The organism is bacterium (assembly GCA_021372515.1).
Lineage (GTDB): Bacteria > Gemmatimonadota > Glassbacteria > GWA2-58-10 > GWA2-58-10 > JAJFUG01.
In genome coordinates this window covers 14,961-37,698 of sequence record JAJFUG010000110.1, presented here as the reverse complement: position 1 = coordinate 37,698, position 22,738 = coordinate 14,961, and the positions used below count along the sequence as shown (strand labels likewise).

General features: G+C 64.3%; 20 protein-coding genes. 8 read left to right on the top strand and 12 right to left on the bottom strand.

Annotation, left to right across the window (positions count from 1 at the left end):
* From LLH00_10975 to LLH00_10940, 8 genes are all read left to right on the top strand, one after another.
* Positions 1 to 513 (top strand): hypothetical protein (locus LLH00_10975; GenBank protein ID MCE5271792.1); only part of this gene is annotated, 513 nt, incomplete at its 5' end.
* Between the two features lie 16 nt (positions 514 to 529).
* Positions 530 to 1,507 carry a 50S ribosome-binding GTPase gene (locus tag LLH00_10970; GenBank protein ID MCE5271791.1) on the top strand — a complete coding sequence of 326 codons (978 nt, stop codon included), beginning with the start codon at positions 530 to 532 and terminating at the stop codon, positions 1,505 to 1,507.
* Complete coding sequence (locus tag LLH00_10965) at positions 1,504 to 2,295, top strand: amino acid racemase (GenBank protein ID MCE5271790.1); 792 nt, start codon at positions 1,504 to 1,506, stop codon at positions 2,293 to 2,295. The genes LLH00_10970 and LLH00_10965 overlap by 4 nt, the downstream gene beginning before the upstream one ends.
* A gap of 115 nt (positions 2,296 to 2,410) precedes the next feature.
* Positions 2,411 to 3,268 carry an AmmeMemoRadiSam system protein B gene (gene amrB, locus LLH00_10960; protein ID MCE5271789.1) on the top strand — a complete coding sequence of 286 codons (858 nt, stop codon included), beginning with the start codon at positions 2,411 to 2,413 and terminating at the stop codon, positions 3,266 to 3,268.
* An 8-nt stretch (positions 3,269 to 3,276) separates the two neighbouring features.
* Entirely contained in the window at positions 3,277 to 4,260 is a 984-nt protein-coding gene (locus LLH00_10955) for a DUF362 domain-containing protein (protein MCE5271788.1), read from the top strand.
* A 209-nt stretch (positions 4,261 to 4,469) separates the two neighbouring features.
* A complete protein-coding gene (amrS, locus tag LLH00_10950) occupies positions 4,470 to 5,612 on the top strand; it encodes an AmmeMemoRadiSam system radical SAM enzyme (GenBank protein MCE5271787.1) in 1,143 nt (380 codons plus the stop codon).
* Entirely contained in the window at positions 5,609 to 7,144 is a 1,536-nt protein-coding gene (gene amrB / locus LLH00_10945; GenBank protein MCE5271786.1) for an AmmeMemoRadiSam system protein B, read from the top strand. The genes amrS and amrB (LLH00_10945) overlap by 4 nt, the downstream gene beginning before the upstream one ends.
* Positions 7,145 to 7,345: 201 nt before the next feature.
* Entirely contained in the window at positions 7,346 to 7,927 is a 582-nt protein-coding gene (locus LLH00_10940) for a T9SS type A sorting domain-containing protein (GenBank protein MCE5271785.1), read from the top strand.
* 199 nt (positions 7,928 to 8,126) lie between these two features.
* On the opposite strand, the gene LLH00_10935 is transcribed toward LLH00_10940, so the two are convergent.
* The 12 genes from LLH00_10935 to ileS all read right to left on the bottom strand — a co-directional run bounded on the left by LLH00_10935 (position 8,127) and on the right by ileS (position 22,531).
* On the bottom strand, positions 8,127 to 9,050 hold the full coding sequence (locus LLH00_10935) for a hypothetical protein (GenBank protein MCE5271784.1): 924 nt from the start codon (positions 9,048 to 9,050) through the stop codon (positions 8,127 to 8,129).
* 176 nt (positions 9,051 to 9,226) lie between these two features.
* Positions 9,227 to 10,210, bottom strand: coding sequence for a glycosyltransferase family 2 protein (locus LLH00_10930; GenBank protein MCE5271783.1), 984 nt, complete (start codon positions 10,208 to 10,210; stop codon positions 9,227 to 9,229).
* Positions 10,210 to 11,448 (bottom strand): rod shape-determining protein RodA, encoded by a 1,239-nt coding sequence (rodA, locus tag LLH00_10925; GenBank protein MCE5271782.1) that lies wholly within the window; start codon positions 11,446 to 11,448, stop codon positions 10,210 to 10,212. The genes LLH00_10930 and rodA overlap by 1 nt, the downstream gene beginning before the upstream one ends.
* Positions 11,449 to 13,389, bottom strand: a complete 1,941-nt coding sequence (mrdA, locus tag LLH00_10920) for a penicillin-binding protein 2 (protein MCE5271781.1) — start codon at positions 13,387 to 13,389, stop codon at positions 11,449 to 11,451.
* 56 nt (positions 13,390 to 13,445) lie between these two features.
* Entirely contained in the window at positions 13,446 to 13,916 is a 471-nt protein-coding gene (gene mreD / locus LLH00_10915) for a rod shape-determining protein MreD (protein ID MCE5271780.1), read from the bottom strand.
* On the bottom strand, positions 13,913 to 14,773 hold the full coding sequence (gene mreC, locus LLH00_10910) for a rod shape-determining protein MreC (protein MCE5271779.1): 861 nt from the start codon (positions 14,771 to 14,773) through the stop codon (positions 13,913 to 13,915). The genes mreD and mreC overlap by 4 nt, the downstream gene beginning before the upstream one ends.
* Before the next feature lie 216 nt (positions 14,774 to 14,989).
* Positions 14,990 to 16,018, bottom strand: coding sequence for a rod shape-determining protein (locus tag LLH00_10905; GenBank protein MCE5271778.1), 1,029 nt, complete (start codon positions 16,016 to 16,018; stop codon positions 14,990 to 14,992).
* 342 nt (positions 16,019 to 16,360) lie between these two features.
* Positions 16,361 to 17,425, bottom strand: a complete 1,065-nt coding sequence (locus tag LLH00_10900) for an HD domain-containing protein (GenBank protein ID MCE5271777.1) — start codon at positions 17,423 to 17,425, stop codon at positions 16,361 to 16,363.
* A complete protein-coding gene (locus tag LLH00_10895; GenBank protein ID MCE5271776.1) occupies positions 17,425 to 18,423 on the bottom strand; it encodes an RluA family pseudouridine synthase in 999 nt (332 codons plus the stop codon). The genes LLH00_10900 and LLH00_10895 overlap by 1 nt, the downstream gene beginning before the upstream one ends.
* 17 nt (positions 18,424 to 18,440) lie before the next feature.
* A complete protein-coding gene (lspA, locus tag LLH00_10890) occupies positions 18,441 to 18,980 on the bottom strand; it encodes a signal peptidase II (GenBank protein MCE5271775.1) in 540 nt (179 codons plus the stop codon).
* Entirely contained in the window at positions 18,970 to 19,344 is a 375-nt protein-coding gene (locus LLH00_10885; protein MCE5271774.1) for a TraR/DksA C4-type zinc finger protein, read from the bottom strand. The genes lspA and LLH00_10885 overlap by 11 nt, the downstream gene beginning before the upstream one ends.
* 19 nt (positions 19,345 to 19,363) lie before the next feature.
* The gene (ileS, locus tag LLH00_10880; GenBank protein ID MCE5271773.1) at positions 19,364 to 22,531 is read right to left on the bottom strand and encodes an isoleucine--tRNA ligase; all 3,168 of its coding nucleotides are present in this window, start codon (positions 22,529 to 22,531) and stop codon (positions 19,364 to 19,366) included.
* Between the last annotated feature and the right edge of the window lie 207 nt (positions 22,532 to 22,738).

Sequence of the window (22,738 nt, the reverse complement as noted above, 5' to 3'; positions counted from 1 at the left end):
CTGGCCCGCCGCACCGGCGCGGGCGTACCCAACATGAGCCACCTGATCGACATGCTCTACGTGCGCGGCGAGGTGAGTTCCTATGCCTGGGACAGCCCGGAGATACTGGAAATCTTCGGCGACCCGGATTACATGGTGAACTATTTCCGTCAGTTCGCCCGCACAAGGCCGTTCACCGATGCCGCTGGGGCGGTCGCGCTGATCCACAGTGCCGGGGGAGTGGCGTTCTGGGCCCATCCGCAGCGCGCCGACCCGACTGAGATTCTGCGGCTCAAGGCCGCGGGGCTGGACGGCCTGGAGGTGGTGACCCCCAAGCACGACCAGCCGGTGCGGGATTACCTCAACGCCCTGTGCCAGGAGTTCGGGCTGCTGGCCAGCGGCGGCACGGACTACCACGGACGTCATTTCGACTCCATCGAGAAAGGCCGTCAGATCGGCTTCTGTGGTGTGAGCGAGGAAACCCTCGACCGCATCGAGTCCGCCGCCTGCTCACGACGGGACGCCGCGCTCTGAAAGGAGAGACTTCCGCTTGCCCGCAAACCTCACTCCCCAGTATCTGGAAGCCGAACAAGCCTTCAAGGACGCCACCACCGACGAGGAACGTGTCCGCCGCCTGGAGGAAATGCTCCGCCTGATTCCCAAGCACAAGGGCACGGAGCGCATGCAGGCCGACCTGAAGCACAAGCTCTCCAGGCTGCGCCAGCAGCAGGAGGAGGCGGCCGCGCGGGGCAGGAAATCCTTCTCGTTCAAGGTGCGCAAGGAGGGCGCGGGACAGATCGCCCTGGCCGGCCCGGCCAACATCGGCAAGAGCAGCCTGGTGGCCGCCCTGACCAACGCCACGCCCGAGGTGGCCGACTACCCGTTCACCACGCGCGCGCCCCAGGCCGCGATGATGCAGTTCGAGGATGTCCGTATCCAGCTTGTGGACATGCCGCCCCTGTCCGAGGAGTACGAGGAGCACTGGGTGGTGGACCTGCTCAAGGCCGCGGATGTGGTGCTGCTCTGCCTGGACCTGGCCGGCGACCCGCTGAGCCAGTCGGGCTGGTGTCTGGAGCACATGGCGGCGAAAAAGCTTGTCCCGTTGCGGGGCAGTGAATCCGACCCGCAGGTCCTGGCCCGCCCGATGTTAGCCGCAGGGCTGAGGCTGGATGCGCCGGGAGCTCGGGAGACCCTGGAAATCTTTCGAGAGCTGGATGAGAGCGGCCTGGCGCTGCACCCGCTGAGCGCAGAGACCGGCGAGGGGGTGGACAATTTGCGGCGGGCGCTATTCGACAGCCTGAACGTGATCCGGGTCTACCCAAAGGCCCCGGGCGGCAAACCCGACCTGGCCGAGCCGTTTGTCCTGCCCGCTGGCAGCACGGTGCTCCAGTTCGCCGAGGCCGTGCACCGCGACATCGCCGCCAGTCTCAAGTTCGCCCGTATCTGGAGCAAAGGCAAGTACGAGGGTCAGATGGTGAACCGCGAGGAGCGTCTGGCGGATGGTGATATTCTGGAACTCCATAGTTGAGAACTGATATGCCCGAGCGGCGCAAAGTGATCGGAATCGTGGGCGGGGTGGGCCCCTACGCCGGCCTGGACCTCAACCGCAAGCTGTTCGACAGCGTGCTCACCGACGGCACAGACCAGGACCAGCTTGAGGTGCTCCTGTTCTCGGCGGGGAGCCGTATCCCGGACCGCACCGGGTACCTTCTGAGCCACGGCGCGGAGAACCCGGCCGGGGGGCTGTTCGAGGCCTGCCGGGCCCTGGAGGCCGCGGGGGCGACTGTGGCCGCCATAGCCTGCAACACGGCCCACGCGGCGTCCATCATGGGACCGCTGCGCGAGCGCATGGATCAGGCCGGCCTGCGCCTGGAGCTCGTGGACATGCTTGCCGAGACCGGGCGTTTCATCCGCGGGCGCTACGGCCGCGCCGCCCGGGTGGGCCTTCTGGCCACAGAGGGCACAATCCGCTGCCGGGTCTACGAGCGCCTTCTTGAGGGCCCGGAGGGCCTCGCGGAGCTGCTCCTGCCGGAGGAGGAATTCATTGTCCGGGGGCAGCGGGCGATCTACGACCGCGAGTGGGGGATCAAGGCCCGCTCCAACCCGGTGAGCGAGCGGGCGGTGGAGGAATGCCGCGCCGCGGTGGCGCACCTGGCAGCCAAAGGGGCGGCGGTGATAATCCTGGGTTGCACCGAGTTGCCCCTGGCCCTGCCCGCCGCGCGCCTGGAGGGCGTGGACCTTGTCGACCCGGCCCTTATCACCGCCCGTGCGCTGGTGGCTCGCGTGGCCCCGGAAAAGTTGCGCCCACTCGACTGAGTTTCCGCAACCTGCGCCTTGCTCCTTGCGTTTTCATTGTACGGCCTCTATCTTGAACATGAAATAACTCACCCCTCAGCAGTCAGTTACGTCCACAGAGCCGGAGGTCCGCCGTATGGGAATGGGCCTGGAGGTACGCAAACCGGTGGTGGCCGGACAGTTCTATCCCGCCGATCCCGACCGCCTCCGCAACGAGATCACCGCTTATCTGGACCGGGTGGACCTGGACCGCTCGAACCTGGACATCCTGGCCCTGGTCGCCCCGCACGCCGGCTACATCTATTCCGCGCCGGTGGCGGCTTTCGCCTACAGGCAGGTGCGTGGCCGCGGTTTCGACACAGTGGCGGTCATTTCGCCCAGCCACCGTGAGTCTTTCGGCTACAGCAGCGTGTTCGGCGGCAAGTCGTATCTCACACCGCTGGGCGAGCTGCCAGTGGACCGCGAGGCTGTTGAAATCCTGGAGAAAATGGAGAACGGCCGGGTGCGGGTGGCCGCGGTGGGGCACCTGGGGGGCGAGCACGCCCTGGAGGTGCAGTTGCCGTTCCTGCAGGTGGTGCTGGAGGGGCCGTTCAACATCCTGCCGGTGGTGATGGGCTCGCAGGACCAGGATTCCTGCCAGTGCCTGGCCGGGGCGCTGATGAATGCCCTGGCCGGGCGGCGCGCGCTGGTCGTGGCCAGCACCGACCTGTCCCATTACCACAGCCAGCAGCGGGCCGAGTGCCTGGACAGCTTGGTGGTCGAGCGGATCAACGCGTTCGATCCGGACGGCCTGTTCCTCGACATCCGGGGCAGCCGGGCCGAGGCCTGCGGGGCCGGGCCCCTGATCGCGGCCATGATCGCAGCCCGCGGCCTGGGCGCCGACTCGGGCGAGGATCTGAGCTACGCCACCAGCGGCGAGCGCAGCGGGGACTACAATCACGTGGTGGGCTACACCGCGGGGATATTTTACCGCAAGGCAAGCCCCGAGGCTTGAAGATAAATATGGACAGACGGCGTTTCCTCGTGGCCGGGCCGCTGACTTTGGCCCTGAGCCTGAAATCCAGCCCGGCCGTAGCCGCACAAGGCACAGCGACCGGCCTGCGCGGGCAGGTGGTCACGGTGCGGGACAAGGTTTTCAGCAGCCTTGGCGTGGCCCCGGATGAAAAGACCGCCTCCGCGATGATCGAGCGGGCGATCTGCCATCTGAGCGGCAAGGGCAGCCTAAGGGAGGCCTGGGCCGCGTTCCTGGGAAAGGCGCGGGTGGTGGGGCTCAAGCCCAACTGCCTGGCGGGGCATGGGGTGTGCAGCTCGCCCCAGTTCGTGCACGCCCTGGCCGCGCAACTGGTTGACAACCTGCCAGGCCTGCAGAAAATAGTGATCTGGGAGCGCTCCGACCGCGACCTGACCCACGCCGGGTTCGAGATAGTCCGCAGCGGCAAGGTCCAGTGCCTGGGCAACGACAGCGCGGGCTACAGCCCGGAGCTTATAGTCCAGGGCACGGTGGGCAGCCTTTTTTCACGCACAGTGACCGAGACCTGCGACACGCTGATCAATCTTCCCGTACTCAAGGACCACGGCATCGTGGGCGTTTCGGTGGGGCTGAAAAACCTCTACGGCGCGGTGCACAACCCGAACAAGTACCACCCCAACCGTGGCGACCCGTTCGTGGCCGACCTCAACTGCGCGCCGCCCCTGCGCGGCAAGACCGTGCTCACGATTTGCGAGGCGTTCACCGCGCAGTACGAGGGCGGCCCGGCCTACCGTCCCCAGTGGAGCTGGCCCGCCGGGCTGATACTTGCCGCGGCCGACCCGGTGGCCCTGGACCGGGTGGGTTGGCGCATGGTGGAGGAGCGGCGCAAGGCCGCCAGGATGATGAGCCTGGCCCAGGCCGGACGCGAGCCCAGCTACATTATCACCGCCGGGGACAGCAGCCATAACCTGGGCGAAAGCGACCTGTCCAGTATCCGCGAGAGCGTGCTGGATTGAGGCCGGTTCGATGTCTTGCGCGGTGCGGCCGCCAAGTCTGACATTCCGGAACCGGCCGATACACGTAGGGGCGGCCCCCCGTGGCCGTCCGGACAGAACGGGGCAGGCACAGGGGCCTGCCCCTACGGGAAAAACGGCATAGACGGGCCTTAACTGAGTCATCGCCGTGATGGATTGAAGAGGGTATTCTGAATTATTCGAGATAAAGAATGGAGGGCTGCGCTGTGCGGCTCGACCGTCGTGATTTCCTACGTTCCTGCGGCGGCTGCCTGGCCGCCGTGGCCGCCTCGGGGCTGGCCGCTCCGGCCCGGGCGCAAGCACGCCTGTCCGGGGCCGATATCCCGGACCACGAGGCCATGTTCTGGGACCCGGCCGAAAGCCAGCGCGTGCAGTGCCAGCTCTGCCCGCGCAAGTGCCGGGTGGATGACCTGGAGCGCGGCTATTGCGGAGTGCGCGAGAACAAGGGCGGCAAGTATGTCACCCGGGTCTGGGGCGCAGCCTGCGCGGTGAACGTGGACCCCATCGAAAAAAAGCCGTTCTTCCATTTCCTGCCCGGCTCAAACGCCTTTTCCCTGGCCACGGCCGGATGCAACGTGGACTGCGCGTTCTGCCAGAACTGGGAGATCAGCCAGACCCGCCCCGAGCAGGTGGATGTCTACAGTCTGCCGCCGCGCGATGCCGCAGCCTCGGCCGCGCAAAGCCGGGCGCGCACTGTGGCTTTCACCTACAGCGAGCCGGTGGTGTTCTACGAGTACATGTACGACACCGCCCTGGCTGCCCGCGAGAAAGGCCTGCGGGCGGTGATGGTCTCGAACGGCTACATCCAGGAGAAGCCGCTCGTGCAGCTTTGCGGCGCGCTGGATGCGATCAAGGTGGACCTCAAATCGTTCCGCGAGAAATACTATAAGGAAGTCTGCTCGGGTGAGCTGGCCCCGGTGCTCGACTCGCTCAAGCTGATCCACGCGCAGGGAAAATGGCTGGAGATAGTCTATCTGATGGTGCCCACGCTGAACGACGGCGAGGCTGAGATCGCCGAGCTGTGCGACTGGGTCGCCCGGGAGCTGGGGCCGGATGTGCCGCTGCATTTCACCCGTTTCCACCCGATGTACCGTCTGACCCGCCTGCCCTCCACTCCGGTGGCCTCGCTGGAGCGCGCCCTGGAGCTGGGGCGCAAGGCCGGGCTGCACTTCGTCTACCTGGGCAACGTGCCCGGCCACCCCTCGGAATCCACCCGCTGCCCCTCCTGCGGCGCGGTTGTGGTGCGCCGGGTGGGCTACACGGTGTTGGAGGTGGCGCTCAAGAGCGGTTCCTGTAAGGCTTGCGGTAAACCTGTTGCCGGAGTCTGGACATGAAAAAGATGTTTCTTTGGTGCACGCTCACACTGTGGCTGGGGGCCGCGGCCTGCTCCGCCGCCCCGCCTTCCGCCCAGGGGGAGGTCCGTCCCCCGGCGGTGACGGGCGCGTTCTACCCGGCTGATTCCTCCGAGCTGGCCGGCATGCTGGAGCAGCTCCTGGCTCACTCGCGGCCCGCCATGCCGCGGGTGCGCCCCCTGGCCGTTGTCTGCCCGCACGCCGGGTATGTCTACTCCGGCCTGGTGGCCGCCGCCGCCTACCGTCAGCTTGAGGGCTTCGACTACGCCACGGTGATTGTGGTCTCACCCTCGCACCAGGAGTATTTCGAGTTCAGCTCGGTGCTCTGCCGGGGAGCCTACAGCACTCCGCTGGGGGTGGCGCCGATAGACACCGCCCTGGCCGACCGTCTGGTCGCAGCGGGTGCGCCCTCGGTGCACTGCGGCCGTGAGGGCCACTACAACTCCGGCCGGATGGGCGAGCACTCCCTGGAGGTGCAGCTTCCTTTCCTGCAGACCGTGCTGGGCAAGTTCCGTCTGGTCCCGGTGGTCATGGGCTCGCAGCGTCCCGAGCATTGCAAGGCCCTGGGGGCGGCCCTGGCCAAGGCAGTCGGTAACCGCAAGGACGTGCTCCTGGTGGCGAGTAGTGATTTGTCCCATTTCCACACCGATCAGCAGGCCCGGAGCATCGACAGCCGCACCGCGGACTGCGTGGAGCGGTTCGACCCGGAGGGTCTTCTGCGCGAGCTGGCCGCGGGCGAGGCCGAGGCCTGCGGCGGCGGGCCGATAGCCGCGGTGATGCAGGCCGCCCGCGCCCTGGGGGCCGACCGCTCCCAGGTGCTGACCAGCGCCAATTCCGGGGACGCCACCGGTGACCGCGACCGCGTAGTGGGCTACCTTGCCGCAAGGCTGTACAGTCAGGACGACACACTGGCCGCTCAGACCGAGAAAACTAAAACCTCCGGGGAAAAAATGGGCCTCGACGACAAAGAGAAAAAATACCTGCTCAATCTGGCGCATCAAACTGTCCGGTACTGCGTGGCCGGGGGGCAAAAGCCGGATTGCCAGGCAATTACGCCGGTCCTGGGCGAGAAACGGGGGGCGTTTGTCACCCTGAAAAAGCACGGTGAGCTGCGCGGCTGCATCGGCTATATTATCGCGGTCAAGCCGCTGGTGGAGACTGTGCGCGAGATGGCCGAGGCGGCAGCCCTGCACGACCCGCGTTTCTCGGCTGTGACCAAGGACGAGCTGCCGGAGCTGGACTACGAAATCTCCGTCCTCAGCCCGATCCGTCCCCTGACCGACCCGAACGAGGTGCAGGTGGGGCGGGACGGCCTGATTGTGCGGCGCGGGGGCTATCAGGGGCTGCTCCTGCCGCAGGTGCCGGTCGAGTTCGGCTGGGACCGCGCCACTTTCCTGGCCCAGACCTGCCGCAAGGCTGGCCTGCCGCCGGATGCCTGGAAGCAGGAGGGGACCAAGCTGGAGATTTTCAGCGCGGAGGTGTTCGGCGACTCCGATTTCCCGGAGAAACAGTGACTCATATGGTACCACTTTGCAGCAAAAAAGGCGTTCGGTTAACAAAAAAAATCTATGAACGGAGGGCCTGAATCGCCGCGGAGCCAGAGCTGGCAGGCGCGCCAGCGTGATGACCGGAAAACAATCCTGATCTGGTATGTAATTTGCTATCAACAGGATAGAAAACGTTTCCGTCGTTAACGCTGGCAAAGGGAGGCCCCCGTGAGAATACTGAGAAGTCTGGCTCTCCTGGCTGTGGCTCTGTTTTTGGGCCTTTCGGCGGTGCAGGCCAAAGCCGCACAGAACCAGGAAAATTCGGCCCAGGGCTACAGCATCCGGGCCAACGGCGACAAGATAGACCTAATGTTTCCAGACGGCTCGGTGTTGCACACCCCGCGCAACGCCGACCTGAAGACTCTCGACGGCGTGAGCGCCGAGGGCGGCGGCATGGCCCAGCAGATGCTGGACCAGGCCTACGCCGACCTGGGCCTCAGCAGCAGCGGCGCCCAGTTGCCCAAGGCGTTCGGGCTGGCGCAGAACTCGCCGAACCCGTTCAATCCCTCCACCACGATCAGCTACAATATCCCGGAGAGTTCGCCCCAGGTGATGGTGGAGCTAAGCGTGTACAACCTGCGCGGGCAGGTGGTGCGCACCTTGGTGCGCGAGACCAAGGGTCCGGGCCAGTACAGCGTGAACTGGGACGGCACGGATGAGGGCGGGCGGCGCGTTTCGAGCGGTGTGTATTTCTACCGTATCCAGGCCGGCGAGTACCGCGCCACGCGCAAGATGGTGGTTTTGAAGTAGAGGTGGGTGGAAGAACAACGGTAAGGCATAGTGCGTAAGAGAAGGGGCACGGAATTTCCGTGCCCCTTTTACATTGCGTTTTACGACCGGGAATGTTAACCCGCCGTTCACCTGCTGTGAACGCTCCCTTAGCAAAACGTTCAGATTCAGCCGCGGCGCGCCGTGTCTCTGTGAATGACAGACGGAACCCCAACCCGTCTCAGGAGCACCAGGGCCGCTGACGGTCGAGGTTGCCCGCCAGAAGGTCGCGCACAGCCACGATATCCTCTTTCACCTGGAAATCGAACATCCCCACGTTGATGAAATCGGCCCCCTGGCTGAAAGCCATCTTGAACCCGTCCTGCGGCAGCACCGCGCCCGCGCCCAGCACCTTGAACGCGATCCAGGGCTTGTCGATCTCGCGGAAGAAAGCCGCCACCTCGGCCGGCGGCTGGGTCTCGTAGCCTGCGGTGTTGATGGTCTTGAAATAGAAATCCGGGTTGAGGCCGTGCTTTTCGGCGGCGGCGGTCACGGCCAGCATGTGCGAGCCGATCCCGGCTACCAGGCCGTTTTTCTTCATGAATTCGAGCACCTTGCCCAGCTCATCCACATGCCCGCCGGTGACAAATGTGTCGCCTACCCCGCCCTGTGGGAAAGCCGCCACCGCGCCGTGGTCGATGGCGTACTGCACGTTCTCGTAGAGGTTGTCCAGCTTGGGGTAGGTCTGGGCGATCCACTGTATCCTGCCGCCGCGCTCCTTGCGGTAACGCTCGAGCACCGAGCCGATCTGCTCGTCGCAGCGCAGCACCGCGGCGTTGATCCCGTTCTCCTCGGCGACCTGCAGCGTGTCCATGATCTTTTCGGGGGTGAAATAGTTCTTGAGCAGTCCCGAGACATAGACCAGGTCGCGGCTGTGGGCGAACCCACTGAACAGGTTCCCTCCACAGAGCAGACGCGAGATTTCCAGCTTGCCCAGACGGCCTTTCTGCAGGCCGGTCACCCTTGGGCTGTCCGCGGCCGGCGCGGCGGCCTGGGCCGCCTGCAGGGCCGTGTGCTCCAGGCTCAGCCCTGCGGCGGCCAGCGAGGCCCCGCTGAAAGCGAGCGATTGGCGGACGAAACTCCGACGGCTGACACTGCTGCGCATGGTGGCCTCCGGTGGTCGGCGTTCGGGACAGGATGAGGCGGAAGTTCTCGACAGAAATAGCCGGGCGGGGAGGACACCTGACTGAAAACGGCAGGGCTGCCGCACGGCAGTCATTTATTTCAGGCTTGGTGCTTGTTTAACGCAAGAAAGGCAAACGAGTTGCAAAGTGCGGGCTGTCAGTCTGAAATCCGGTCGCTCTCGTTGTCACTGTCGCCGGCCAGACGGTAGGCGGGCTCGCCGCGGTCGCTGCGCGCGGCCAGCATCTCGCCGATCAGGCCTGTGGAGATGAGCTGGATTCCGCTCAGCATCAGGAACACGGCGAACAGCAGCAGCGGCACCCGTCCCCCGATGTTGTGGTTGAGCAGCCAGTACCAGACAAAGTAGCAGCCGATCCCGAACCCGGCCGCGCAGAAAATGGAGCCAAGGGTGCCGAAAAAGTGCAGCGGCCGCCGGGTGTAGCGGTTCAGGAACACCACGGTCATCAGGTCCAGGTAGCCCTTGACCAGGCGGCTGGAGCCGAACTTGCTCACCCCGTGGCGGCGGGCGTGATGCCGCACCGGGATCTCGGTGACGCGCCAGCCCTGGAAATGCGCCAGGGCGGGAAGGTAGCGGTGCAGCTCGCCGTAAACCCTCAGCGAGCGGACCACCTCGGCGCGGTAGAGCTTGAACCCGCAGTTGAAATCGTGCAGGCGCAGGCCGCTAACCAGCGAGGTCACGCGGTTGAACAGCTTGGAGGGCAGGGTCTTGCTCAGGGGGTCGTGGCGCTTGGCTTTCCAGCCCGAGACCAGGTCAAAGCCCTCCTCCAGCTTGGCGATGAAAGCGGGGATCTCATCCGGGTCATCCTGCAGGTCGGCGTCCATGGTGAACACCAGATCCCCGCGCACGCGCGAGAACCCGGCCTCCAGGGCCGCGCTCTTGCCGAAATTGCGGCGGAACCGCACCAGACGCACCCGGCGGTCGGCACGGCTTAACTTTTCGAGTATAGCCACCGAGCCGTCCGTGCTCCCGTCATCCACGAACAGAATCTCGAACGAGCGTCCCGTGGCCTCCAGCACCGCACTCAGGCGCGCGTGCAGCTCCGCCAGCGACCCGGACTCGTTGTAGACCGGCACGAGCACCGAGACATCCACGCCGCCCGCGGCTGTGGGCTGCGATTCCATTACAGTCCGCTCCGGTCGAGGTAGATACGCTGCAACAGGCCCACCGCCAGATAGCAGGTCATCAGGAACGAGCCGCCGTAGCTGAACAGCGGCAGCGGCAGGCCGGTAATGGGCATCAGGCCTACGGTCATGCCCACGTTGATTATGATGTGGCCGAACAGGAAACTGGCGATCCCGAAAGCCGCCATGCTGGCGTAGCTGCTGCCGGCTATCCGGGCCAGCTCGACAATACGGTACACGAGCAGGAAAAAAAGCGCAAGAATTATGGCCACGCCGATAAATCCGAATTCCTCTCCCACCAGCGGGAAGATGAAATCCGTGTGCTGGGCCGGCAGGAAGGCCAGGTTTTTCTGGGTCCCTTCCAGGTAGCCCTTGCCCAGAAGTCCGCCCGAGCCGATAGAGACCTTGCTCTGGATGATCTGCCAGCCTGTGCCCTGGGGGTCGCGCTCGGGCTGGAAAAACACCAGGATACGGTTCTGCTGGTAGGGCTTGAGGCTGTTCCAGAGCGGCGAGGTGAGGATGCCGGTGGCCAGGTTGGCGGTCAGGATTATCAGCGCGTCCATCAGGAATATCCGGTTGTAGAACACCAAGGCCACCAGAATGACGAAGAACACACCCCAGAGCGGCAGGGTCATCTGGCCCAGCAGGCTGACCAGGGCGAGGAAGAAACTGATCACCGGGCTGAGCAGAAGGAACAGGTAGATCGGTCGCAGGCCTGCCCAGTAGAGCATGCCGAAATAGATGAAGAAAAACACGATGGCAGTGCCCAGGTCGGGCTGCAGCAGGGTGAGCACCCCGGGGATGCCCATGATTATCATCGGCACGATAAGGTCCTTCAGGCCCTCGATCTTTTTCTTCCGGTTGGCGAAATAAGCGGCCAGGGCCAGGATCACGCTCATCTTGGCCATTTCCGAGGGCTGTATCTTGATCGTGGTGCCGGGGATGTCGATCCAGCGCTCCACACCGCTGGCCGTGAGCAGGAGAATGACCAGCCCGATGTTGACCAGGGCGTAGATCGGGTAGGAGAGCGACTCCACGGTGCGCAGGTTCACCGTGCTGGTTATAAGCAGCACCACTATCGAGGCCACCAGCCAGAGCAGCTGGCGACGGTGGTGCAGCACACCGGAAAGGCGGGTGGTCTGGATCTGGTCGGCGCTGTAGATCATCGCTATCCCGGAGAGGGTCAGGGCCAGCACCAGGCTCAGCAGAAACCAGTCGTATTTCTTAAGCCAGTCCATTCATCGCGTTCCTGTGTTGAGGCTGTCCGTGACAGTGGCGGCGGCGGGCGCAGCCACTGTTTCGGGGGCGGCGGACGGTTTGTCCGGCCCGGAGGCCGCGGCCGGCGTTTCGGGCGCGGTGGACGTCGCCGGTGCGGTTGCGGCCAGGGCTTTCGGGTTGTCCATTTCCTTGAGCCGGATGTACTCCAGCACCAGGTCGCGCACCAGCCGGGCCGCCGCCGAGCCGTGCCCGCCGAACTCGATCACTATGGAGACCACTATTTCCGGGGCCTCCATCGGGTAGATGCCCACGAACAGGCTGTGGGCCTCGCCGTGCGGGTTCTGCGCCGTGCCGGTCTTGCCGCCCATGTGCAGCTCGTGGCCCCAGAGACGGCTGCCGCGGGCGGTGCCCCGGCTCTCGTCGTTGATCACCCCGGAGAGCGGATCCATCAGCATCCGGATGTTCTCGCGCTGGAACATCAGGTCGGGCAGACGGAACTGCTGGATGTCACCCCGCACCAGGTGCGGACGGTAGCGCCTGCCCCCGGTGGCGACAGCCGCGTAGAGCGAAGCTATCTCCAGCGGAGTCATCGATATCTCGCCCTGGCCGATCGAGAGGTTCAGCACGTTGCCCGGCCCCCAGTTGCCCTTGCCGTGGGTGCGGTTGTACCAGCTCTCGTCCGGGATCAGCCCGTGCTCCTCGTTGGGCAGGTCGATGCCGGTCTTGTCGAAGATGCCGCTCTGACGTCCTATCTCGCAGAACTTGTCCAGACCGATCTTGATGCCGAGCTGGTAGAAAAAGGTGTCGCAGGACAGGACGATGGCCGAAAAGATGTTCACCCGTCCGTGCCCCCTCGGCTCCCAGCACTTGAAAAAGCGCCGCCCATACTGCAGTCCGCCCCGGCAAACCGCCTCCAGGCCGGAGTAATCCGGATGGATGTAGCCCAGCTCCGCCCCGACCATGGCGGTGAACACCTTGAAAGTCGAGCCGGGGGGGTAGACCCCCTGGATCGTGCGGTTGAGGAACGGCTTGTTCGGGTGGAACAAAAGCTGCCGCAGCTCGCGGCCCGAGATGCCGGCCGAGAGGTTGTTCGGGTCGAACGAGGGCCGGCTGACCATGGCCAGTATCTCGCCGCTGTTAGGGTCCATCGCCACCATCGCCCCGATCGCCACCGTGTCCATGATCGAGGCCATGGCCTGCTGCAGACGGCTGTCGATGGTCAGTTGCAGGTCCCGGCCCGGCTCGGGCAAAAGCGGCGGGCGGTCCTGGAACGGACCCAGCTCGCGCCCGCGGGCGTCAACCTCCACGAACTTGATCCCCTGGCGGCCGTGCAGCGCCGGCTCGTACTGGGCCTCGATCCCGCTGCGGCCGATCAGGCTGCCCATGCTGTAGTCCTTGTAGCGATCCTGCTCCATCTCGCGGTCGTTGATCTCGCCCACGTAGCCCAGGACATGGGCCACGGCCTCACCCAGCACATAGTGGCGTTTCATGTCCGAGCGCAGGTGGATATTGGGCAGTTCGTTGCGGTGCTCCTCCACCACGGCCAGGGTTTTCTGGTCGATATTCCCCGAAACCTTGAGCGGCGTGTTGCGGTGACGGCTGAAATCCTCGGCCAACTGGTCCTGCTGCTCCGGGTCGAGGTCCAGCAGCGGGGCCAGACGGTGCAGCAGGATCGTCATCGAATCCACCGGCAAGGGGTAGATTTCCAGCGAGTAGGAGGGGATGTTCTCGGCCAGCACCGCGCCGTTGCGGTCAAGGATCAGCCCGCGCGGCGGCGGTAGCTCGATCCGGCGCAGGCGGTTCTCCTCGGAGTGCAGCTGGTACTCGCTGGTGTGCAGCACCTGGTAACGGAAAAACACCGAGATGAGCAGCAGGAACGGCAGCACGAAGAAAATCTGCGCCACCTGGGCTTTCCTCAGCCGGTCGGAAACACTCTCATCCTGAAGGCTCCGGATTGACATCTTTACTGGCCCGCCTCCGCCGCAGCTAACCGTCTCTATCTCTCTGCGCGCTTGAATTACGATCTGAAGTTCAGGATGTGATAGAGCAGAAGCCCGAGAACACAGGTGTACAGGGCGTTGAGCGACGTGTTGACAAACAGCTGGGTCCAGAAACTGCCGCTCTGCCGGGAAAGGTAGATGGAATAGAAAATCAGGTCGTGGATGAATTTAGAGGCAAAAATGATGCTGAACTGCACCAGGATATTGTTGCCGTAAAAAGCCTGGCGGCTTTTGCCGATCACGAACCCGATCACGGTCTTGCTCAGGGCGTGCAGCCCGAAGAACGAATAGCTGAACGAGTCCTGCACCAGGCCGCAGAGAAAGCCCGAGAGACTGCCCGCCTCCGCGCCCCAGCGCAGGGCGGCGAAAACCACCAGCACCAGGAACAGGTCCGGGTACACTTTCCCCTTGGCCAGGTACTGGTAGAACAGGAGGTGGATGAAAAACAGCAGCACCAGAAAAACTATGAACCTGAACCGGGACATCATTGGCCGTTCCAGAGGTTGGTGAGTGAGTCGGCGGACTCGAACATCAAGTCCCCCTCGGGGGAGACGAAATTACGGTCGACCAGCACCAGCACCTCGGAGACACGGTCGAGGTTGACCACCGGCTCCAACTCGGCGCGCATCTGGATGCCGCGCTCCTCCTCGCGCTTGAGCTCGGTCACGTGTCCCACCGGGATGCCCTTGGGAAAAATGCCGCCCATGCCGGAGCTGACAATCAGGTCTCCGGTTTCCAGGCTGGAACGGATCGGGATGTTGTAGAGCGACAGTGACCCTCCCGGGCCGGCCCCGGCGATCATCCGCTCCTCCTTGCCCGAGGGCTTCACGCTGACCCGGAAATCCGGGTGTGTGAAAAGCTGCACCACACTCCAGCGTTTGTCCACCTCGATGGTCTTGCCCACCAGGCCCTCGGGCACCAGCACCGGCAGGTTGACCGTGAGCCCGTGGTCGGCGCCCTTGTCGATCACGAAGATGTTGGCTTTCTCGCCCAGGCCGCCGCTCACCACCCGGCAGGCCACGAACTCGACCGGGGCGCGCTGGATAAAACCGAGCAGGCTTTCCAGGCGCTCGTTCTGTCGCTTGACCTCCTCCAGACGGTAGACCTCCAGGGCCAGAAGGAAACTGCTCTTGCGCAGGGACTCGTTCTCCCGTTTCAGGTGCATGTAGTAGTCCACCTGGGCCGCGCCCATCTGGAACGGAGTGAGAACGGAACGGTTGATCTTTCTGGCCATCTGGAAGCGCTCGCGGCTGGGCATGGACAAAGCCGCCAGCGAAAGCAGGACGAGCAGGAGGAAAAGGAGGTTTTGCCTGTATTCCCAGAGGAACTGGAAGAACTTGAACATGCCGGCCGATTTGTCTTGATAAGGGTAAACGCCCCGCGCGCGTTGTGCACAACCCGGGTACGAGAAAACCAGGTTTTATCAGGCTCCCCGCCGGCGAAGGTCTGCCTGTGGCCGGAAAGGGGAGCGGCAGCTCCGGAAACTGGTGCGCACCGGAGTGAGGAACACCTTACCCCGGTGCGCACCAGCCACTTTGTCCGGACAGCCGTTGGGCCGGTCTTACTTGCTCTGGGTCAGGACGTTCCAGTATTTCCTGGGGTCCTCGAGGATCCGCCCCGTCCCCCGAACCACGCACGTCAGCGGTTCCTCATCCACGTTGATCGGCAGATTGGTCTCCTCGCGCAGGAGCTGGTCCAGCCCCTTGAGCAGCGAGCCGCCGCCGGTCATCACGATACCCCGGTCCACGATGTCGCTGGCCAGCTCCGGTGGGGTGCGCTCCAGGGCCAGGCGCACCGCCTCCACGATCTGCATGATCGGTTCCTGCAGCGATTCGCGCACCTCACTGGAGTGGATCTTCACGGTCTTGGGGATACCCGAGACAATGTCCCGCCCCTTGACCTCCATCTCCTTTTCCTCGCCCAGAGGATAGGCGCTGCCGATCGTCATCTTGATCAGCTCCGCGGTCTGGTCGCCGATCAGGATGTTGTAGTTCTTCTTCAGGAACTGCACGATGGCCTCATCCAACTCATCGCCGCCCACGCGGATCGAGGTGTTGCTCACGATGCCGCTCAGGGCGATAACCGCGATCTCGGTGGTGCCGCCGCCGATGTCGATGATCATGTTGCCCGAGGGGGTCTCCACCGGCAGGCCCACCCCGATCGCCGCGGCCATCGGCTCGGCCACCAGGTAGACCTCCTTGGCCCCCGCGCTCTCGGCGCTGTCACGCACCGCGCGGCGCTCCACCTCGGTGATCCCGGAGGGCACGCAGATGATCACCCGGGGCTTGACCGGGAAAAAGCGGCTCTTCAGGACCGCCTTGATGAAATAGCGCAACATCTCCTCGGTGACTTCGAAATCCGCAATGACTCCGTCTTTGAGGGGACGGATGGCAGTGATGCTGGCAGGAGTGCGCCCCAGCATGGCCTTGGCTTCCATCCCCACCGCCTTGACTTTCCCGGTATTGCGGTCAATCGCCACCACGGAGGGCTCATTGAGCACGATGCCCTTGCCCCGGATATAGACCAGCGTGTTGGCCGTGCCCAGGTCTATGGCGATCTCGTTGTTCCAGAAATTCCCCCGCGAAGTGATACCGCCTCCTTTGCGTAAGTCTCCGTGTCGTGTCAGCCACTGACAGCGAAAATTGTATATCCGGGCCCTGGAGCCGCTCTCACCCCGTCACTGCAGCGCAATCGACTGAACGGAGCGGACGGCACCCCCCGGAAAATAGGCTTTTCGGTTTGGGCATCCCGCGATCTGGACGGCGGTTTCACGTTCCACGGGCAGGCTTTTCCAGCCGGCCGGCTCTCGCCTGGAGGCCCTCTTAAACCACTGAGTTACATAATCTTTGAAACTACAAAGCAACACAACGGAAAGCAAGATTTTTTTCTTGTCTTTCCGCTGTTTCCGGCTCTGCCGGAAAAGTCCTTTCAATCAGGGCAGAAAGGACTGCTGCTCGCCGCCGCCACCGGGGTCGGAGGAGGCTTTACGGTGCCGGTGCGGCGCGGGTGCGGGCGGCGTCTCCGGCTTGTCGTTTTCCTGCTCGCCCGGCGCGGACCCGGCCTTGAAGAACCGCCGGTCGAGCAGGCGGATCGGCTCGGTCCAGTCGCCCGGCTCCTCCTGGCCGCGACGCCAGACCCGCAGCACGCCGCTCATCTTGGCGTCCAGGTCATCCGCGAAATGCACAAGCAACGCCTCCAGGGTCTGGGGCAGCACCGGGCTGCCGTATTCGAGCTGCCCGTGGTGGCTCAGGATGATGTGCTTGAGCAGCCAGCCGGTCTGCTCCGGCACCCCGCCCACTTTCTGCAGCCAACTGTCCAGCATCTCCACTCCGATCACCAGGTGGCCCAGAAGGCGGCCGCGGGTGGAGGTCTCGAAGAAATTCTCCACCTCGTATTCCACGATCTTGCCGATGTCGTGCAGAAGCACGCCCGCGCTTACGATGTCGGGGTCCGCCTCCGGGTAGAGGACGGCGGCATTCACCGCGTGACGGTGCACGTTGAGGGTGTGCTCCAGAAGGCCCCCCAGCCAGGGCTGGTGCCAGCGTTTGGCCGCCGGCGCGGTGGAGTAGGCTTTGCGCAGCTCGGGGTCGTTGAACATCGTCTCCAATAAACGGCGCAGCTCCGGGTTGTGAATTCCGCGGACAATCGTGTCCAGCTCCCCGAGCATCTCGTTCACATCCCGCTCCGTGGAGGGCAGAAGGCGGCTCAGGTCCCAGGTGCCCGGCGCCGGGCGGCCCAGCATGCGAACCGCTATCTGCGGACGGTCGTTGTAGGCGTCCATCCGTCCCTGCACACGCAGCACGGTGCCGGGTGCGATGCGGGTCATTTCCTCGGTGAACCCCTCCCACATAACCCCGGCCACCCGGCCGCTGGAGTCGCCGAACTCCATCTGCAGGAAAGGTTTCTGCTGGCGGGTCTCTTTGACCGACAGGCTGGTGAGCATGGCAATGCTGTCCACAGCCTCGCCGGTTTCGTATTCACGCAGGAGCTTGGGCATCAGGCGCCGCCTCCGGGGTTGGCCGTTTCACGCAGCATGGCGATCAGGGTCTGCATTTGCTCGGGCAGGGGGCTTTCGAACTCCATCGCCCGGCCATCCGCCGGATGGGCGAACTCCAGGCGATAGGCGTGCAGCGCCTGGCGCTCGATGACCGCGAGCAGGGCGCGCATGAAATTGCGTCTCTCACCGGCGAACCCGGTCAGGGCCGAGTTCCGGCCGCCGTACTCCTGGTCGCCCAGCACCGGGTGGCCGCTGTGGGCGAAATGCACGCGTATCTGGTGGGTGCGTCCTGTCTCCAGGCGCACCCGGACCAGCTCGGCCAGGCCGTCGTAGGTCTCCAGCACACGGTAATGCGTAACCGCCGCCAGTCCGCCGCGACGGGTGACCGTGATTTTCTTGCGGTCCGCGCGGCTGCGGGCCAGAGCGCCCTCCAGGGTGCCCTCGCGCTCGGGCCAGCGGCCCCAGCTCACGCACATGTACAGACGGGACATGCGGCGGGTGCGTATCTGCTCACTCAGCGATTCCAGGGCCTCGAAAGTGCGGGCCACCACCAGCAGGCCGCTGGTGTCCTTGTCCAGGCGGTGCACGATGCCGGGGCGCTGGCTGCCGAGGCGCGGGTCGAGGCTGCGGTTGAGCCGCCAGACCAGAGCGTTGACCAGGGTGCCGCTGCGGTGGCCCGGGGCCGGGTGCACCACCATGCCAGCGGGCTTGTCGATCACCAGCAGGTGCTCGTCCTCGTACACGACATTCAGGGGGATATCCTCGGCCTCGGCCACCTGGCCCAGAAGCACGGGCTCCTGGCAGGGCAGGCTGAACACCTCGCCGGCCGTGACAGGCCAGGAGGGCTTGACCACGCGGCCGCCCTCCAGGCTCACCTGACCGGAGCGGCACAACTCGCTCACCCGGGTGCGCGACAGGCCCAACGCCCGGGCCAGCACCACATCCAGCCGGCAGCCGCCGTCGCCCTGGAGCGCTTCGTATCTTTGAATTTCTGACATGTGATTTTCCGGCGGGTTCAGTCCGGCTGGGTGTCCCGGCCGGAGCATTTTTCGTGGGCGCCCTCACGGAGCAGGCGCAAAGCCAGCAGGATCGCACCTACGGTCAGGGCGATATCGGCCACGTTGAAAACCGGCCAGGTCAGATCACGCCAGCCGATCTCGATGAAATCGACCACGCGGCCGTTGAACAGGCGGTCATGAAGGTTGCCCAGGGCGCCGCCCGCGATCAGGCAGAGGGCGAACAGGCCGGGACGGTCGGAGTAGCTGGAGCCGAGGATATACCAGAGAATGAACAGCGCCACCGCGGCGGTGATCGCAACCAGTACCCAGCGCGACACGCCCAGGCTCAGGCCGAACGCGATGCCCTGGTTGAAGATGAACCGCAGCCGGGCTATCTGGGGGATGATTTCCACCGTGGAGCCGTAGGGCTCCATCAGACGACGCACGGCCAGCTTGGAGACCTGGTCCAGAATGTAGACCGCCGGGCAGACAGTGAGCAGCAGACGCAGACGCAGGCCCAAACCGGCCGGTGCGGAGGGAGTGGCCTCAGATGCCATTTTCTTCCTTCGATTTGCAGTCTATGCACAGACGGGCATGCGGCACCGCCTCCAGGCGCTTGCGCTGGATGGGCTTGCCGCAGCTGTGGCAGAGGCCGTAATCCTTGTCCGCGTACAGGCGGCGCAGGGCCTCGTCGATATGGTACAGAAGGCGGCCGCCCTTGCTGGCGCGCTGGAAAGCTTTTTCCTGGGCGTCGGCGTCGGAGGCCTGATCGGCCATGTGAAAACTGTAGGCGGACAGATCGCCCGAAGATTCCTTGATGTTGGAGCGATGGTCCTTGTCGAAATGCCCCATTTCGTTAAGGATTTTCTGGCGTTCTTCGAGCAGACGTTTCTCGTAGAATTTCTTGTCGTCTTCGTTCATGGCGACCTCTTGCTGTTGATTAAGCCGGGGGAGCGGTCTCCCCATTGCACCGCCGGATGGTTATTTCCGCCGGTTCTCCGTTGATGTCCCACTGCTGGCGGGCTTCCCAGGTGTCCAGCAGACAGGGCTCCAGACGGCGGCAGAGGGTCTCGCGCCGGATATAGTCGGCGAACGAGTCCAGGGCTGCAGTCACCGGGGCCGATGTGACAATACCCACCTCGATCCGATCCACCACCTCGAAATCACTGCTCTTGCGCATGTTCTGGATCTTGTTGACCAGCTCGCGGGCGTAGCCCTCCTCGATCAGGCCGTTGTCCAGGGCCGTGGCCAGCACCACCCCGTAACCGTCGTACAGCTCCACCACGTAACCCTCGCGGTCCTCGCTTCTCAGCTCCACGTCCTCCAGAGCCACGCTCAGCGCACCGTCCTGGTCCGCGAGCTCCACAGCCCCTTTCTCGCGGAAGAGCCGGATGTCCTCCTGGCTCAGCGCGGCCAGGGCCTGGCCCAGGGCTTTGACCCGCGGGCCGAACTTGGGCCCGGCCAGCTTGAAATTGGGCTTCACGCTCAGGGTGACGTAGTCGTAGGCGTCCGCGATGGGCTCGATACGCTTCACGTTAATTTCTTCACTGATCACCGGGGTGATCGAGGCCAGCTCGCCCTGGTCCAGGGCGTGCGGCAGCGAGACCAGCATGGCCGAAAGCGGCTGGCGCACCTTGATCTTGGTCCGGTTGCGCGCGGCGCGTCCCAGGGTGACCAGGTTGATCGCGTCCTGCATCTTGCGCTCCAGGGCCTCGTCGATCAGGCTCGGATCGGCCACCGGGTAGCGTGTCAGGTGCACGCTCTCCGGGCAGGAGGCGCTCTGGCTCGCGGCCAGGTTGCGGTACAGTTCCTCGGCCAGGAACGGGGTGAACGGGGCGATCAGACGGGCCACGGTTTCCAGGACGGTCCAGAGGGTGGAGAACGCGTGCAGCTTATCGGCGCTGTCGCCGGACTGCCAGAAACGGCGGCGGTTGCGGCGCACGTACCAGTTGCTCAGCTCCTCGATCACGAAGCTCTGGATACGGCGCGTGGCGCGGGTCAGCTCGTAGGAATCAAGATCGGCGCGGACATCGCGCACCGTGGAGTTGAGGCGGCTCACTATCCAGCGGTCCAGCTCATCCCGGCCCGTTCCGGCGGGTTTGCGGCCCTCGGGCGACCATTTGTCGATATTGGCGTAGAGGGCGAAGAAGGAGTAAACGTTCTTCAGAGTGTCGAAGAACTTTCTCAGCACTTCCTGCACCCCGGACTCATCGAAACGCTTGGGCAGCCAGGGCTGGCTCACGTTGAGCAGGTACCAGCGCAGCGAGTCGGCCCCGGTGGAGTCGAACACGGTCCAGGGATTGACCACGTTGCCCACCGACTTGCTCATTTTCTGGCCGTTCTTGTCCAGGATCAGGTCATTGACCAGCACCCGGCGGTAGGGCGCCTTGCCCTTGAGCAGGGTGCCGATGGCCAGCAGGCTGTAGAACCAGCCGCGGGTCTGGTCGATGGCCTCGCAAATGAAATCGCAGGGGAAGTTCTTTTCGAACTCGGCCTCGTTCTCGAACGGGTAGTGGAGCTGGGCGTAGGGCATGCTGCCCGAGTCGAACCAGCAGTCGATCACCTCGGGCGCGCGGTGCATCGCGCCGCCGCACTTGTCGCAGGTAAGCTCCACCCGGTCCACATAGGGCTTGTGCAGGTCGATATCGGCCGGGACATCCTTACCCAGGCGCCGCAGTTCCTCGATGCTACCCACGGCGTGGTTGTGGCCGCAACCGTCGCAGACCCAGATCGGCAACGGGGTGCCCCAGTAGCGGTCACGGCTCAGGGCCCAGTCGACATTGTTGGCCAGCCACTCGGCGAACCGTCCGCGTCCCACCTCGGGCGGATACCAGTCCACCGAGGAGTTATTGGCCAGCAACTCCTCGCGGAAACGGCTGGTGTTGATGTACCAGCTCTGGCGCGCGTAGTAGAGGAGCGGGGTCTTGCAGCGCCAGCAGAACGGGTAGTTGTGCTTGTAGCCCTCGGCCTTGAACAGGCTGCCCCGCTCGGTCAGCACCCGGATGATGTCCTTGTCCGCGGCCTTGACGAACTGGCCGGCCCAGGGGGTGACCTCGGCGGTGAACTTGCCCTCGCCGTCCACCGGCTGCAACAGCGGCAGGCCGTAGCGGCGGCTCAGCTCGTAATCATCCGCGCCGAACGCCGGGGCCATGTGCACGATCCCGGTCCCGTCCTCCAGGCTCACGAAGTCGCCCAGGGTGACATAGAAAGCTTTCTTGTCCTCGGGCACGGCGACAAAATCGAACAGGCGCTCGTACTGACGGCCTTCGATCGTGGCGCCGCGGAATGTTTCGAGCACCTCGGCTTCCGGTCCCAGCAGCCTGGCCACCAGGGCCTCGGCCATGATCAGAATCTCATCGCAGTGGCGCACCTTGCAATAGGTGTGCTCGGCGCCCACGGCCAGGGCCACGTTGGAGATCAGGGTCCAGGGCGTGGTGGTCCAGACCAGGAAATACGTGTTGTCCTCGCCCTTGACTTTCATGCGCACGTACACGCTGGGGTCCTCGACCTCCTTGTACCCCAGCGAGACCTCGTGGCTCGAAAGCCCGGTTCCGCAACGGGGGCAGTAGGGGAGGATCTTGTGCCCCTTGAACAGAAGGTCTTTCTCCCAGAACTGCTTGAGGATCCACCAGACCGTCTCAACATAGTTGTTGTCGTAGGTGACATAGGGGTTCCGGTAGTCCAGCCAGTAGCCCATGCGCTGGGTCAGGCGCTCCCAGTCCTTGACATATTTGAACACGCTCTCGCGGCAGAGGGTGTTGAATTTCTCGACTCCGTACAGCTCGATCTGCTGCTTGCCGCTTATACCGAGCATCTTCTCGACCTCGATCTCCACCGGCAGGCCGTGGGTGTCCCAGCCCGCCTTGCGCGGTACGCGGTAGCCTAACATGGTGTGGTAGCGGCAGACGAGGTCCTTGATCGTGCGGCTGATCACGTGGTGGATGCCAGGACGGCCGTTGGCCGTGGGAGGGCCCTCGTAGAAGACGAACCGCTCACCGTCGCGGTTCTGCTCAATGCTCTTGCGGAAAATGTCGTTTTGCTCCCAAAACTCGATTACTTTCTGTTCCAGAGCGGGGAAACTGAATTCCTTGTCGTATTCTTTGAACATTTTGCCGTGGCGGGTAGATGTACAAGAACGATAGTCGCGGCGGGGCCGGACTCCAGTGCCGGCGCGGAGGCAGCCGCCCGAGTCCCGGGTGCGCCCGGCGCTGACAGCGCAATTAATTTAGAATAAACAATATATAAAACAAGACCGGGCATATCAAGTAAAAACAGGGAGACTTCAGGATAGGTCCGGACGTGCGATCCGGTGTCG

Excerpts from the sequence above, each read along its gene's own strand:
- LLH00_10935 (MCE5271784.1), bottom strand. The coding sequence starts at position 9,050 with ATGCGCAGCAGTGTCAGCCGTCGGAGTTTCGTCCGCCAATCGCTCGCT.
- LLH00_10930 (MCE5271783.1), bottom strand. The coding sequence starts at position 10,210 with ATGGAATCGCAGCCCACAGCCGCGGGCGGCGTGGATGTCTCGGTGCTC.
- ileS (MCE5271773.1), bottom strand. The coding sequence starts at position 22,531 with ATGTTCAAAGAATACGACAAGGAATTCAGTTTCCCCGCTCTGGAACAG.
- lspA (MCE5271775.1), bottom strand. The coding sequence starts at position 18,980 with ATGGCATCTGAGGCCACTCCCTCCGCACCGGCCGGTTTGGGCCTGCGT.
- amrB (MCE5271789.1), top strand. The coding sequence starts at position 2,411 with ATGGGAATGGGCCTGGAGGTACGCAAACCGGTGGTGGCCGGACAGTTC.
- LLH00_10895 (MCE5271776.1), bottom strand. The coding sequence starts at position 18,423 with ATGTCAGAAATTCAAAGATACGAAGCGCTCCAGGGCGACGGCGGCTGC.
- LLH00_10885 (MCE5271774.1), bottom strand. The coding sequence starts at position 19,344 with ATGAACGAAGACGACAAGAAATTCTACGAGAAACGTCTGCTCGAAGAA.
- rodA (MCE5271782.1), bottom strand. The coding sequence starts at position 11,448 with ATGGACTGGCTTAAGAAATACGACTGGTTTCTGCTGAGCCTGGTGCTG.
- mreD (MCE5271780.1), bottom strand. The coding sequence starts at position 13,916 with ATGATGTCCCGGTTCAGGTTCATAGTTTTTCTGGTGCTGCTGTTTTTC.
- mrdA (MCE5271781.1), bottom strand. The coding sequence starts at position 13,389 with ATGTCAATCCGGAGCCTTCAGGATGAGAGTGTTTCCGACCGGCTGAGG.
- amrS (MCE5271787.1), top strand. The coding sequence starts at position 4,470 with ATGGAGGGCTGCGCTGTGCGGCTCGACCGTCGTGATTTCCTACGTTCC.
- LLH00_10955 (MCE5271788.1), top strand. The coding sequence starts at position 3,277 with ATGGACAGACGGCGTTTCCTCGTGGCCGGGCCGCTGACTTTGGCCCTG.
- amrB (MCE5271786.1), top strand. The coding sequence starts at position 5,609 with ATGAAAAAGATGTTTCTTTGGTGCACGCTCACACTGTGGCTGGGGGCC.
- mreC (MCE5271779.1), bottom strand. The coding sequence starts at position 14,773 with ATGTTCAAGTTCTTCCAGTTCCTCTGGGAATACAGGCAAAACCTCCTT.
- LLH00_10900 (MCE5271777.1), bottom strand. The coding sequence starts at position 17,425 with ATGCCCAAGCTCCTGCGTGAATACGAAACCGGCGAGGCTGTGGACAGC.